Source organism: Bacillus sp. GBSW19 (assembly GCF_002998655.1).
In the GTDB taxonomy this organism is placed as follows: Bacteria; Bacillota; Bacilli; order Bacillales; family Bacillaceae; genus Bacillus.
Window position 1 is genome coordinate 966874 of the sequence record NZ_PVRF01000001.1, and the last position, 15508, is coordinate 982381.

Consider the following 15508-nt stretch of genomic DNA (forward strand, 5'->3'; position numbering starts at 1 on the left):
CTCATCCCTTCAATTGATTTATACAGAAGCCGTCGCTTTTTGAAATAATTGTTTCGTGTCTTTTTGACTCTCGCGCAGCTCCTGCCAAGGCTCCTCATACGTTGACAGTGCGATGTCCATTCTTTGGATTAAGGCTTCTCGTTTCTCATCATCTAGGAGTACTGATTGAATATGATCTAATCCAAGTCGTTCAACCCAAGCAGAGGTTCTTTCTAGATAATTTGCCGTTTCTCTGTAATATTGAAGGTACGCAGCTGCCACTTGCTCTACTTCTTCTGCTGTACTGACCTTCATCAATAAATCTCCAGCCCGCAAGTGTGTGCCGCCATTTCCGCCGGCGTACAATTCAAACCCTCCATCAATTCCCACAATGCCAAGGTCTTTAATGCCAGATTCTGCACAGTTTCTAGGGCAAGCAGAGACAGCCATTTTGACTTTATGCGGTGTCGCAAGACCTTCGAATTTCTTTTCAAGTGCAATGCCAAGAGCCATCGAGTCCTGTGTGCCGAACCGGCAAAATTGTTCTCCAACACAAGTTTTGACCGTTCTTAAAGATTTTCCGTAAGCATAACCAGATGGCATATCCAGGTCTGCCCATACTTTAGGTAAATCTTCTTTTTTGACACCTAGAAGGTCAATACGCTGGCCGCCAGTCATTTTCACAAGCGGTATTTCATATTTGTCGACGACATCAGCTATTTTTCTCAGGTCATTTGCATTTGTCACGCCGCCGTACATCCGCGGAACAACCGAATAGGTGCCATCTTTTTGAATATTGGCATGCATGCGTTCATTCACAAATCGTGAGCTCTTTTCATCTTTGTACTCAAGAGGTTGAAGCATGCCTAAATAATAATTCAGGGCAGGTCGGCATTTTGAACAGCCTTCCTCTGTCTCCCAGTCAAGTACGTTCATCACTTCTTTGACATGCTGCAGGCCCTTCTCTTTGATTTCATGAATGACTTCATCTCGTGAACGAGTGGTGCAGGCGCAGATGGTTTCTTTTTGGGCTGATCGGTTCGCATCATCGCCCAACGTGTGCCAAAGAATCTCTTCGACAACGGGCTTGCAGCCTCCACATGATCGTGAGGCACTTGTACATTGCTTCACTTCCTGAATCGTTGTTAAGCCTTCTTTTTGAATGGCTTCCACAATCTGACCCTTTGAGACACCATTACAGCCGCAAACGATATGGTCATTTGCCATGCTTTCAATCATGCTTTCTTGCGCCGGATCATTCGAGGTTAAGACAGATACCTTCTCCATATCCGACATATCTACCCCTTCTCTAATATACGAGAATAGACGAGGTCCATCGCTTGTTTCTCCAAACATGACGGCACCTACTAATCGGTTTTGCTGGAAGACTAGTTTTTGATAGATGCCTTTTTGTTCGTCAAAGATTTTGATCGCTTTTTTCTCATCGTTTTCTATAAAGTCACCAGCTGAAAACACGTCAACCCCCGATACTTTCAGTTGCGTTGACAGAACAGAGCCTTCATATGGCACAGGATTCATGTCACATACATGCCCAGCAAGCACATTCGCTTGATCGTATAAAGGAGCGACAAGCCCGTACGTTTGTCCTCTGTGTTCTACACATTCTCCGACGGCATAAATGCCTGGGACACTCGTTTCCATGAAATCATTGACGATAATACCTCGGTTCACTTCAAGGCCGCTTATTTCTGCAAGCATTTTACTTGGTTTAATTCCTACAGCCATGACGACTAGGTCTGTCTCAAGTGTCGTGCCATCTGAAAATGATAACCCTTCAACTCTTGTATCTCCTAAAATCTCATTTGTCTGTTTTCCTAACAGGAAGTTCATGCCCTGTTCTTCTAATGCTTTTTGTAGAAGCTGACCTGCAATAGGGTCTAGCTGGCGTTCCATTAAATGAGAGCTGAGGTGAATGACATTCACTTCCATGCCTAAGTTGAGTAGGCCGCGTGCTGCTTCCAGTCCAAGAAGGCCGCCTCCAATGACTGCTGCTTTTTTGTACCTGCTAGAGGCATTGACCATTTCCTCTGTGTCTTGCAATGTACGAAAGGCCGTCACGCCTTTTTTATCACGCCCTGGAATCGGCAGGATAAACGGAAGTGACCCTGTTGCTAAAATCAATCGGTCATAATGCACGGTCCGTCCTTGATCACTGGTGACTGTTTGGTTATCTGTATCGATCTTCACAATGGTCTCATTTGTAAACAACTGAATATCATGCTCCTGATACCAATTCCAATCGTTTAGTGTAATATCTTCAACCTTCGTATCTCCTTGAAGCACCTTCGATAAAAGAATCCGGTTATAGTTAGGATGCGGTTCACTTCCAAATACCGTCATGTCGAATCGTTCGCTGTCTGTTTTTAAAATGTTTTCGAGGCTTCGAATGCCAGCCATACCGTTCCCCACTAATACGAGTTTTTCTTTCACGATAAAACACCCCTCATGTGATCATTTTTTAGAAAGTACCATCATCTAAACATAGATGGAAAATACATGTTATGATTTCTCACATATTTTTTAATTCACATAGGCTGACAGCTCTACAGGACAATATTTAAAGCCTGGCATTTTACTGTGCGGATCTAGTTGTTCACTAATTAATTGATTAATGGATTGATGTTTACTCCAGTGAAATGGAACAAACACGGTATCTTTTCGAATGGTGTCTGATATGCGGCATCTCATGATGACACTTCCTCTTTTTGACTGGATGGTCACAAGCTCCCCGTGCTGAAGTCCATACGTTTTTGCTGTGTCAGGATGAAGCTCTGCATAAGATTCAAACTGCCGGGCAACAAGAGAGGTACTTTTTCTTGTTTGAACGCCCGTTTGGTAGTGAGCCATCACTCTGCCCGTCGTTAAATAAAGAGGATATTCTTGACTGACTGGTTCCTTTGCCACATTTTTTCCGTGTGTGACGACGGCAAACTTTGCTAAACTGTCAGAATGTGAGAATGCATGTTCAAATAATCTTTCGGTTCCTGGGTCTTCTAGATGCGTACAAGGCCATAATATGCCTTGCTCCTCCCTCAGTCTTTCATAGGTCATGCCTGAGTAATCCGCTTTTGCGCCTTTCGTTGCGGCTCTTAATTCTTCAAAAATCTCTTCTGCGGATGAAAAGGAGAAATAGCCGCTTTTGCCTAATACAGCTGCTATATCACAAATGATTTGCCAATCGTGTTTTCTTTGATGCTTAAGTGGATAGGTTGCTTCTCTAAGCGTAACGCGCCCCTCTACATTTGTCACCGTACCTTCATCCTCTAAATATGACGAAGTAGGTAAAATTACATCTGCCAGCGCAGCTGTCTCAGACATAAATAAATCAACAGCTACAAAAAAGGACAATTTCTTGATGGCTTGTTGAATAAAGCGCGCGTGCGGGCCTGACTGAACGGGGTTAGAGCACATTAAAAAGAGCGCTTTTATCTCTCCTTCCTGCATTTTTTCAAACATCTCAAAAGCAGACACGCCTTTTCCAGGGAGTTCTTTTTCATCAATGTTCCATATGTCAGCTATTTCTTTTCTGTGAGCAGAATTTGTGATATCTCGATACCCTGGAAGCTGATCTGCTTTTTGTCCATGCTCTCTTGCCCCCTGGCCATTTCCTTGCCCGGTTATTGCGCCATAGCCGCACCCAACGCGGCCGATCTTCCCAGTAACAAGCAGAATATTCAGGAAATTTCGCACAGATGCTGTCCCGTCTATTTGCTGCTCAATGCCTCTTGCTGTGAAAATCATGCCTGTCTTTTCTTGTGCGAATTTCCTTGCTATTTTCTGCAGAACTTCAATCATCACACCGGTTTGCTCAGCAATGTTTGAGAGGGACATGCGCGAGACGTGCTCCTTTAATTTTTGGAACCCTGACGTTCGAAGACGAATAAATGATTCATCTATTAAATGTTCATGAAGCATAATGTGCAAGATGCCGTTTGCCAGTGCAGCATCTGATCCTGGTTTCAGGCTGACATGTACATCGGCTAATTGGGCTGTCTGTGTTTTGCGCGGATCGATGACGATGAGAAATGCACCGTTTTTTTTCGCCTCTTCGACGTACGGCATGAAGGTTGGCTGACATTCTGCTATATTCGTTCCAACCAATATCAATACCCGTGTATGCTTGATGTCACTGAGAGGAAACGTAAGACCCCGGTCAAGTCCGAATGTTTGATTCGCCGCAGTTGCTGCTGACGACATACAAAGTCTCCCGTTGTAATCGATGTATTTCGTTTTCAGCGCCACTCTCGCAAACTTTCCGAGTAAGTACGCCTCCTCATTTGTAATAGATGCGCTTCCGTACACACTGATGGCATCATGCCCGTGTGCCATCTGAAGGGATTCCATGTTTGTTTTGATTTCATTAAGTGCCTCCTGCCATGACGCTTTTACAAATTGCCCGTTTCTTTTGATGAGCGGGTGATTCAAACGTTCTTTGTGCAGTGCGTGCTGGTGTGCATGCTGCCCTTTTATACAAAGTCTCCCGTGCGTAGTTGGATTGTGTACGCCAATCGTTTGATATCTGGTTCGTCCTTCCACATGCTGCTCTACTAGCTGCATTTTGCACTGCATACTGCAAAATGGACATTGGGATGGATACACTCGCTTTCGTTCTTCCTGCTCTGATATTTGCTGGGCATATCGTAAAAAAGACTGACTCATACCTTCACATCCTTTTGTCTGCTTTGGTCAAATTGTTCACAGAGCTCTTTTCTACTTTCCTCATCAAGCAATTTTTCTCGAATAGAAATGAGTCCATAACGGAGAAGCCAATCGCCGATGGATTCTTGAAAGTATGCACTTTTTCTATAATCTTCAAGCAGCGCTTTTAAAAAAGGGATCAGCTCACTTGATTGAGGCAAAGTGTAAAAAAGCTGGCCGGCCTTCGGCTGACATACGTCACCTCCTATATAAATGTTCCATTCCCCCAGCTGTTTCTTCATGCAAATGTCATATATTGGAGATAGTTTACACGTGCAGGAAGAGCCGGCGACATGAATAGAGGTGACGGCTGGTAAAAGTGTGTCTTCTACTTGTCTTTCAAACTCCATTACTAGTGCTGTGACAGCTGGATCGTGACTACAATCACATGTAAGGACATGAGATAGTCTTCTTTTTTCTTTCGCCATGATGGGCCAATGTTTTTTGACGATCTGTGCCGCCTGTTTTGACACGCCGATGAGCCGTATTCGTTTATGCTCTGTCAGCTCTGCCTGATCAATCAGTTTTTGTTCTAACAAAGACGTAATGATTTTCAGGAAATCCAGTTCAAGACGCCCTCCGTATAGCTGAGGCAACATGTCTTCTTGATCAGCATCGCTGATTTTTTCAATCGGTGATTGGAATTGCTCGAGATAGTATGGAATGGCAGACCTGCAGTTGCTGCAGCCGTTCTCCGTTTTCCAATGAAAATGTCTTCTGATTTCCTCCACATTCAGCAGCAGTTGCTTTTTGATAAACGAAAAAATGGTCTGCTCATCAGCTTCTGTACATGAACAAAAAGAGGCCGGCTCATCTATTTGTTCATGTGATGATAACTGACAGCAGGCACGGACGAGCTCTTGACAGCCGCCGCAGCCGGTTGCTGCCCCTGTTTGTTTTTGAACCTCTTCTAAGCTTGTCAGCTGATGGACGGATATGGTGTTCAAAATCGTCCCTTTTGTAACGCTTTGACATTGGCAGACGAGATCGTCCATTTTTAATGAATCTAGAGGAGATGGCTGCTCCTCATGAAGAGCTTTCATGACGACACTTTTATCACGCCCCACTTTCACATCTTGCAAAAGCTGATCGGCTTTCTCCAGCTCTCCAACTAATAAAAAACCTGTTAGTGCCTCGCGTTCAAAGACGAATTTTTTATACACTTCTTGCTCTTCATCTAAATATGTCACCACTGACGTATACGGGGAATGGAGTTCAATACATCCCGCAGAATAGATAGGCATGTCAGGTACTTTTAATTTTGTTGAGTAAATGGGATGAGGTACAGATGTAATTTGCTCGCCTAATAGATGATTGGCAAGTGCATTTGCTTGTTCATAAATGGGCTGAACAAGGCCATGCACCATTCCTTTATGCTCTGCACATTCCCCAATGGCATAAATATCTTGGACATTTGTTTGCATCATGTCATTGACGACAATGGCTTTTCGCGTATGAATGCCGTGATTTTTTGCAAGCTGTATGTTTGGACGGATACCTGTTGTGAAAACAACAAGATCAGCATCCACGATGTCGCCATTTTTCAATAGAACGCCTTCTACCCTCTCGTCCCCTAAGCATGCAATGGTATGGGCATTTGTTTTCACCTGGATGCCCTTGCGCGTTAATTGCTGCTGTAATAGACTAGCAGCCGTTTCATCTAATTGGCGCTGCATGAGCCACTCGGCATGATGAATGATGGTTGTCTCAAGTCCCGCAATCTGCAGGCCAGCCGCCACCTCTACACCAAGCACACCGCCTCCGACCACTGCTGCTCGTTGATAACGCATCGCATCCGCACAAATGGCCTCATAATCATCAATTGTACGAAAAGCATAAATCCCTTTTTTGGACACGCCCTGAATTGGAAGAAAATACGGCAATGATCCTGTTGCGATGACGAGCTTGTCATAGGGAATTTCCCGGCGCGCTTCTGTCATGATACACTTCTTGTTTGTATCGATATGGACGACTGTTTCCCCTTTGTACATGATGATGTCATGCGCGGTGTACCATTCTTTTTCCTTGAGTTCAATTTGAGATAATGAGTCGCTTTTTTGTAAAATCGATGAAAGTTTTATTCGATTGTAGGCAGGGCGCTTCTCTTTTCCAATAACTGTTATGGCATAGTGTTCTGGCTGTTTTTGAATCATCTGCTCGATACATTTCATACTCGCCATGCCGTTTCCGATAAACACTAGTTTGCGTTTTGCCATATGAAATCAACCTCTCTAAGCTTCTTGCCCAACACATTGTATGGATAGATTATGGCACATGCCTGTAAAAAAGTGTGTAATCATGTCAATTTTTCTAACATGATACTTTTATTACTTGGGATAACTCGCTATCTTTAAGTCAGAAAATTCAAAATAGAGGAGGCATTTTATGAAACTCTCAGAGTTAAAATCAAGTGGTCACCCTAAGACATTGCTAAGTTCCTTTTTATATTTCGATGTGAGCTTTATGATCTGGGTCTTATTAGGGGCACTGGGTGCTTTTATTGCGCAAGACTTTGCTTTATCGACTGCAGAGAAAGGCATGATTGTTGCCATTCCGATTTTATCTGGTTCTTTTTTTCGGATTGTACTTGGCTTATTCACCGATCGTATAGGACCTAAGAAGACAGCGGTAATTGGCATGCTTTTCACCACCATCCCGCTCATCTGGGGGTTCATCGCTGGTACAACCCTTTCCGAGCTCGTGCTGATTGGTATTTTGTTAGGAGTAGCAGGAGCAAGCTTTGCTGTTGCTTTGCCAATGGCAAGCCGCTGGTATCCTCCTCATTTACAAGGCGTGGCCATGGGGATTGCAGGTGCCGGTAACAGCGGAACACTGATCTCCACACTATTTGGTCCACGTCTTGCCGAGATTTATGGATGGCATGCAGTCATGGGGCTCGCCCTGATTCCGTTAAGTCTTGTCTTTTTGTTTTTTATTTTCACAGCAAAAGATGCACCAAATCAGCCCGCTCCAAAGCCGCTACGGTCGTATTTTTCAGTATTTCAGGTGAAATCGGCATGGTTTTTCTGCCTGCTTTATGCGATTACATTCGGAGGATTTGTCGGGCTTTCCAGTTTTCTCAGTATTTTCTTTGTGGATCAATATGGTATCTCGAAAATTCATGCAGGTGATTTTGTGACTCTTTGTGTGGCGGCGGGCAGCTTCTTTCGCCCCATCGGTGGTCTCATTGCGGATAAAATAGGTGGAATGAAAGTACTGCTTGGATTATTCGCAGTCATCGGCATCTGCTTAGGAGGGGTGAGCAGTCTTCCAGCTTTACCTTTGGTCATTACCCTTTTATTTACCGGGATGATGTGTCTTGGGATGGGGAATGGCGCAGTTTTTCAGCTGGTGCCTCAAGTATTTCATAAAGAAATTGGGATCGTGACCGGAATTGTTGGTGCTGCTGGGGGCATTGGCGGCTTCTTTTTACCTAATATTCTGGGCAGTTTAAAAGAAGTGACGGGCTCATATATGTTTGGCTTTTTGACCATTTCTCTTTTTGTTCTAGTTGTCTTTATTTGTTTAGTCATATCGCAGCTTAAACGCAAAAAAGTCATCATCAACCACACCATTTCTGAATCATAAAAAGCCATGACCACTCTTTGGCCATGGCTTTTCTTTATATGTGTAAACACCCTTTGTATGACCTATTTTGGCAGAACCGAACTCCCCATTAAATAACGGTCTACCTCGTGCGCCACTTGTCTGCCTTCATTAATCGCCCAGACAATCAAGCTTTGCCCGCGTCTTGCATCTCCCGCTGCAAATACGCCTTCTACATTTGTTGTATACTCCCCATACTTTGCGTCAATGCGATTGTTTTTGCTGTCCACGCCAAAGTGTTTCACGAGTGGCTGTTCAGTTCCCTCAAAACCAATTGCAATAAAGACTAGCTGAGCAGGCCATACCTTTTCTGTCCCTGGAATCTCATGAAATTCAAACTTCCCCTGTTCGTTTTTCATCTTTTCCATTTGAATGGTATGAAGCTCTTTTAATTTCCCATTTTTGTCTGCCACAATTTTTGTGGTTTGAATGGAATATTGACGCGGATCTTCTCCGAATTTTGCTTGTGCTTCTTCATAAGCATAATCCAGTGAGAAGACGTAAGGCTGTTCAGGCCACATGTTATCCCCTACACGTGTATCCGGAAGTTTTGGGTGCTTCCCGAACTGAACAACACTTTTTGCTTTTTGGCGAAGTGCAGTTGCGACGCAATCCGCACCTGTATCTCCCCCGCCAATGACAATGACGTCTTTTCCTTTTGCATCAATGAAGTTTTTGTCTTTAAATCCTGAATCAAGCATGCTTTTTGTTGCGAGGGTTAAATAATCCATCGCAAGGTGAATCCCTTTAGCTTCCCGGCCTTCAATCAACAGGTCACGCTGCTTCTGTGCACCTGTACAAAGGATGACCGCATCAAACTGTTCTTTCAGTTCGTCGGCAGTGACATCGACGCCGATTTCTGTGTTCGTTACAAAATCAATGCCTTCTTGTCTCAACAGTTTGACTCTTCGCTCCACCACTTCTTTGTCCAGCTTCATGTTTGGAATGCCGTATGTCAGCAGCCCGCCAAGGCGGTCAGACCGTTCGAACACTGTTACGGCGTGGCCTGCTTGGTTTAATTGATCCGCACTTGCAAGTCCTGCTGGCCCTGAGCCGACAATGGCAATCTTCTTGCCTGTACGGCTTGAAGGAATTCTTGGTGTGATCCATCCATTTTCAAAGCCTTTATCAATGATCGTGCGTTCGATATTTTTAATCGAAACGGCTGGATCATTGATGGCAACTGTACATGACCCTTCGCAAGGTGCTGGACATACTCTCCCAGTAAATTCAGGGAAATTATTTGTTTTTTGCAGCCTTTCGAGCGCTTCTTTCCATCTCCCGCGGTACACAAGGTCATTCCATTCTGGAATTAAATTGTAGATCGGACAGCCTGAGACGCCGCCCCTGATCTCCATCCCAATTTGACAAAACGGTGTGCCGCAATCCATACATCTAGCGCCCTGCTTCTTCAATACGTCATCTGTATAAGGAGCTGAATATTCTTTCCAGTCATTTTGACGAGTGAGAGGGTCACGTTCATTTGGCTTTTCTCTTTTATAATCCATAAAACCTGTTGCTTTGCCCATTGTCCTCTCCCCTTTCTTAATGAGCGAGGGCTGCTTTTTGCCCGTTTGCCGTTTCTTGATTTTTCGGTTTTGTGTTTGCTTCAAAGGCGAACATGACCGCTTCTTCATGACTGAGGCCCGCTTGTTTTTGTTCTTCAATGCTTTGAAGCATCATTTTGTAATTTCTCGGAATAACTTTGATGAATTGATCCTTTTCTTGCGCCCAGTTTTCTAGAAGTGCCGATGCTTTTGAGCTGTTTGTATAATGAAGGTGCTCTTTAATCAGCTGTTTCACTTCTTGTTCTTCTTCATGATCTGTGAGCTTTTCAAACATGATCATTTCCATGTTGCACATTCTTTTGAACTGTTTCGCATCGGATGTATGGACGTAAGCTACGCCGCCAGACATGCCTGCGCCGAAGTTTTTTCCGACGTCTCCTAAAATGACGACACGTCCGCCAGTCATGTATTCACAGCCGTGATCACCGATTCCTTCAACGACCACATGCACACCTGAATTACGAACGGCAAAGCGCTCACCTGCACGACCGTTAATAAAGGCTTTTCCGCTTGTCGCTCCGTAGAATGCGACGTTTCCGACAATGACGTTTTCATGTCCATTTTGTACAAAGTGATCAGAGGTTTTGACCGCAATTTTGCCTCCAGAGAGTCCTTTGCCGATATAGTCATTTGAATCACCTGTTAAATAGAGAGACATGCCCTTTGGCACAAATGCGCCGAAGCTTTGTCCTGCGGAACCAGTGAACCTTAGTGTGATCGTATCCTCTGGCAAGCCTTCTTCCCCGTAGCGCTTAGACACTTCACTTCCAGTAATGGTTCCGGCCACACGATTGATATTGCGAATATTCAATGATAGATCAACCGGTGTTTGATGATTCAGCGCTTCCTGTACATAAGGGAGGATTTCATTCATATCCAGTGATTCATCAATTTTATGATTTTGCGGTGTTCTGAATGTACGAGCTCCTTCTGGCTGATAAAGCAGTGTTTCAAGGTCTAGCTGCCCTGCTTTCCAGTGTGCTTTTGCTCGTTCACTGACTCCTAGAACTTCCGTGCGTCCAATTAATTCATCCATTGATGTAAAGCCAAGTTCCGCTAAGATTTCTCTTACTTCCTCTGCAATAAACATCATGAAATTCACAATGTGATCAGGGTTCCCCATGAATTTTTTGCGAAGCTCTGGATTCTGTGTAGCGACGCCGACTGGGCAAGTATCTAAATGACATGCTCTCATCATCACACAGCCCAATACGACAAGTGGAGCTGTTGCAAAGCCGTATTCTTCTGCTCCTAAAATCGCAGCCATGACAACATCGCGTCCAGTCATTAACTTGCCGTCCGTTTCAAGAACGACTCTCTCGCGAAGACCATTTAACACAAGGGTTTGATGTGCTTCTGCCAAACCGAGCTCCCAAGGAAGTCCTGTGTGTTTAATACTCGTTTTCGGCGAAGCTCCTGTGCCGCCATCGTATCCACTGATCACAATGACATCCGCCGTCCCTTTTGCTACACCTGCTGCAATCGTCCCAACGCCGGCTTTAGACACAAGCTTGACGCTGATGCGGGCATCACGGTTCGCGTTTTTCAAATCATGGATCAGCTGCGCCAAATCCTCGATGGAATAAATATCATGATGCGGCGGTGGTGAAATCAATCCGACGCCTGGTGTAGAGCCGCGTACATCGGCAACCCAAGGGTATACTTTATTTCCTGGCAGCTGTCCGCCTTCTCCAGGTTTTGCTCCCTGCGCCATTTTAATTTGGAGTTCATCTGCATTGACCAAATAATGACTCTTTACGCCAAAGCGTCCGGAAGCAATTTGTTTAATCGCACTTCTGCGATCATCGCCGCGTTCATCAACTGTAAAGCGTGCAGGATCTTCTCCGCCTTCTCCGCTGTTACTTTTACCGCCAATTCGATTCATGGCAATCGCAAGCGCTTCGTGCGCTTCTTTACTTAAAGATCCAAATGACATGGCACCTGTCTTGAATCGGCGCACGATGGATTCAGCAGATTCAACGTCTTCCAGACGAACTGGCTTTTGTTTTGGCTGGAAAGAAAATAAATTTCTGAGGAAGCCGATTCTTTCTTCGTCCGCTGCCTTTGTATATTGCTTAAATAGATCGTAATCTTCATTGCGGCATGCCCACTGAAGCGTATGGATCGTTTTTGGGTTAAAGGCATGGTGCTCTCCATTTTTTCTCCACTGGAAATCACTGCCTGATTCGAGTGTTTGGTCAGTCGCTGCCTGATACCCTGCTTCATGACGGAGTTTTGCCTCGTGTGCAATGGTCTCAAGATCAATCCCGCCAAGCTGAGAAGCTGTTCCCGTGAAATACGCCTGAATGACATCTTCACTAATGCCGACAGCTTCAAAGATTTGCGCTCCTCTATAGCTTTGCACAGTGGAAATTCCCACTTTAGACATGACTTTGACGACACCTTCGGTCACGCTTTTACCAAACTTTGTGACTGCTTCATCAAAGCTGAAAGAGATCGCTTCATCTGCAATCAACTGTTTGTACGTTTCATACACAAGATAAGGATGGATCGCATCTGCTCCGTAGCCAATCAGTGCGGCAAAATGATGGACCTCTCTGACTTCTCCAGATTCAACGATCAGACTAACCTTTGTCCGTAAGCCTTGGCGTACAAGATGCTGATGCAGTGCACTGAGCGCTAGAAGCGGTGGAATCGGCACTTTTTGTTCTGTCATTTCACGATCTGAAAGGATTAATAAAGATACGCCTTCGCGGATCGCTTTTTCCGCCTCTTCAAACATCGCATCCAATCCGCGCTTTAAATCATCGGTGAATAGAGTATGAATCGTTTTGCTTTTAAAGGCATTATGAACAATCGTTTTCAAGCCGTTAAATTGTCCACTCGTTAAGACCGGTGTATAAAGTTTAATTCTTCGGCATGAATATTCATTCGGATGTAAAATATCTCCTTCAGCACCCAACCAAGTCATGGTAGATGTCACAAGCTGCTCACGAATAGCATCAATCGGCGGGTTCGTCACCTGTGCAAACAACTGCTTGAAATAATGAAACAGAGACTGCGCACGATCTGATAACACAGCAAGCGGTGTGTCGCTTCCCATTGAACCGATTGGGTCTTTACCTTCTTCTAGTAAAGGAATTAAATATTTTTGAATGTCTTCGTACGTATAATGGAACGCACGCTGACGAGTCAATAAATCATCCATTATACTAGAATTTTCTGAATTTTCTTCTGAGCGATTGACATGAACCATTTCTTCATCAAGCCATTTTTGATAAGGAAGTTCATTCGCAATCGTCGATTTCACTTCTTCGTCAGAAATAATTCGTCCTTCTTCTAAATCGATTAACAGCATTTTGCCCGGCTCGAGACGGTCTTTGTATTTGACATCCTCTTCATTTGTGTCGATCACGCCGACCTCAGAAGAGAAAATGATATGATCATCATTTGTGACGTAATATCTTGCCGGTCTTAATCCGTTTCGGTCTAAGATGGCACCGATTTGTTTACCATCTGTAAAGGAAATGGCTGTTGGTCCATCCCACGGCTCCATGAGAGAACTATGGTATTCATAAAATGCCCGTTTCTCTTTTGACATGTGCGTGTTTTCAGTCCAAGGCTCTGGAATCAGCATCATCGCTGTATGAGCAGGTGTACGGCCTGCAAGCACAAAGAATTCAAAGGCATTGTCTAGAATGGATGAATCACTTCCGTCTGCATTCAGCACTGGCAAAATCTTGTCTAAATCGTCTCCGAAAGCTTCAGATACGAATTGTTGTTCTCTTGCTCTCATCCAATTGATGTTTCCTCTTAATGTGTTGATTTCACCGTTGTGAATCAAGTAACGGTTTGGATGGGCTCTTTCCCATGTAGGAAATGTATTTGTACTAAATCGTGAATGAACAAGTGAAAATGCAGAAACAAATGTTTCATCCTGAAGATCAAGATAAAAAGCATCGACTTGATCTGATGTTAAAAGCCCCTTGTATACAATGGTTTGACTCGACAAGCTGACAAAGTAAAATTGCTTTTCCTCTGCTGTTCCCCAGTTCTCAGCCTGCTTACGAATGACATATAATTTTCTTTCAAATGACAAACGATCTGTGATGTTGTCGTTTGCCCCAATAAAGACTTGCCTCACAACGGGACAGCTCTTCGCTGCGACAGTACCAATTTTCCCGGCATCGACAGGGACTGTTCTCCAGCCAATTAATGTTTGACCTTCTTGTTTAATGAATCCGTTGATTTTTTGCTCGATGGCTTGACGCGTTTTCTCGTCATCCTCTTTTGAAAAGAAGACCATTCCTACCCCGTAACGGCCCTTTTCAGGAAGTGCAAAGTCTTTGCAGTTCTTTCTAAAGAAAGCGTCTGGCAGCTGTACCATTAAGCCGGCACCATCACCTGTATACGGATCACTGCCTTGCCCGCCGCGGTGATCAAGCTGGCACAGCATTTGTAATCCCTTTTTGACGATGCTGTGTGTCGCTTCCCCTTTTAAATGAGCGTACAGTCCGATTCCACATGCATCATGTTCAAATTCAGGACGGTAGAGACCTTGTGGTTGTGGTAGTTGATTATAAGTCATCGTTTCTCTCCCCCGTTTAAAAGATCCGTTTTTTCACAGTCATAAAATCTCACAAACTCTGTAACTTATTTTAAGTTTTCAAATTAATATAAACAATATATAATTTAGATCAAAACAATCTCTTTTTGAGATAGATGGGTGTGAAGTGTAAAAATGGAGCTTCGTCAGTTACGTTATTTTGTAGAAGTCGCAGACCGTGAGCACGTGTCAGAAGCGGCTGAAAACTTACATGTCGCCCAATCTGCTATCAGCCGGCAGATTGCGAATTTAGAAGAAGAACTTGGAGTGGCCTTATTCGAACGAGAAGGCCGAAATATCAAATTAACGAAGATCGGCAGACAATTTTTAGATCATGTCAGAACGGCACTAAAAGCCATTGATTACGCGAAAGAACAAATTGATGAATACTTAGATCCGCACAAAGGAACGGTGAATATCGGCTTTCCTACAAGTCTAGCAAGCCAAGTGCTTCCTTCTGTCATTTCCGCCTTTAAGCAGGAATATCCAGAGGTCGATTTTTTACTTCGTCAAGGATCCTATAAATTTCTCATTGAAGCTGTAAAAAATCGAGATATTGATCTCGCCTTTTTAGGACCCGTACCGACAAACGATCCTCAAATAGAAGGAAATATTTTGTTTTCAGAAAGCATTTATGCCCTTTTGCCGGTTAGCCACCCCTTTAGCGGACAAAAGAGTATTCATTTAAGTGATTTAAGAAAGGATCATTTCGTGTTATTTCCTGAAGGGTATGTGCTGAGACAAATTGCAGTTGATGCTTGCAAGCAGGCAGGCTATAAGCCAACCATTTCATCTGAAGGAGAGGATTTAGACGCCATTAAAGGTCTTGTATCAGCGGGTATGGGCGTTACCTTATTACCCGAAAGCGCCTTTTATGAAACCACACCGCGATTTACAGCGAAAATTCCGATCGATTTTCCGCAAGTGAGAAGAACGGTTGGAATTATTGCGTCTAAGTCACGAGAAATGTCACCTTCTGCTCATGATTTTTATGTGTTCGTGAAGGATTTCTTTTCTAAAATTGAACAATATAAATAATTTATTAAAACAGGACATTTCATTTGTGGAA

General features: G+C 44.0%; 7 protein-coding genes. 2 read left to right on the plus strand and 5 right to left on the minus strand.

All coding sequences use genetic code 11. The annotated features are described in order from the left end of the window. Positions 1 to 18: 18 nt before the first annotated feature. The 3 genes from nirB (C6344_RS05120) to nirB (C6344_RS05130) all read right to left on the minus strand — a co-directional run bounded on the left by nirB (C6344_RS05120) (position 19) and on the right by nirB (C6344_RS05130) (position 6914). Entirely contained in the window at positions 19 to 2433 is a 2415-nt protein-coding gene (gene nirB / locus C6344_RS05120) for a nitrite reductase large subunit NirB (protein WP_223254321.1), read from the minus strand. An 87-nt stretch (positions 2434 to 2520) separates the two neighbouring features. Then, entirely contained in the window at positions 2521 to 4659 is a 2139-nt protein-coding gene (gene nasC, locus C6344_RS05125; protein ID WP_066030795.1) for an assimilatory nitrate reductase catalytic subunit NasC, read from the minus strand. After that, positions 4656 to 6914 (minus strand): nitrite reductase large subunit NirB, encoded by a 2259-nt coding sequence (nirB, locus tag C6344_RS05130; RefSeq protein ID WP_106072801.1) that lies wholly within the window; start codon positions 6912 to 6914, stop codon positions 4656 to 4658. The genes nasC and nirB (C6344_RS05130) overlap by 4 nt, the downstream gene beginning before the upstream one ends. 169 nt (positions 6915 to 7083) lie before the next feature. Here nirB (C6344_RS05130) and C6344_RS05135 point away from each other — a divergent pair, with 169 nt between their 5' ends. Then, positions 7084 to 8286 (plus strand): nitrate/nitrite transporter, encoded by a 1203-nt coding sequence (locus C6344_RS05135; RefSeq protein ID WP_106031113.1) that lies wholly within the window; start codon positions 7084 to 7086, stop codon positions 8284 to 8286. 62 nt (positions 8287 to 8348) lie between these two features. Here the strand turns inward: C6344_RS05135 and gltD are convergent, their stop codons facing one another. Together gltD and gltB are read right to left on the minus strand one after the other, a co-directional pair. Further along, positions 8349 to 9833, minus strand: a complete 1485-nt coding sequence (gene gltD, locus C6344_RS05140) for a glutamate synthase small subunit (protein WP_106038621.1) — start codon at positions 9831 to 9833, stop codon at positions 8349 to 8351. 16 nt (positions 9834 to 9849) lie between these two features. Then, positions 9850 to 14421, minus strand: a complete 4572-nt coding sequence (gene gltB / locus C6344_RS05145) for a glutamate synthase large subunit (RefSeq protein WP_066030792.1) — start codon at positions 14419 to 14421, stop codon at positions 9850 to 9852. A 153-nt stretch (positions 14422 to 14574) separates the two neighbouring features. Here gltB and gltC point away from each other — a divergent pair, with 153 nt between their 5' ends. Then, positions 14575 to 15477 (plus strand): glutamate biosynthesis transcriptional regulator GltC, encoded by a 903-nt coding sequence (gene gltC / locus C6344_RS05150; protein ID WP_034660886.1) that lies wholly within the window; start codon positions 14575 to 14577, stop codon positions 15475 to 15477. Positions 15478 to 15508: the final 31 nt, after the last annotated feature.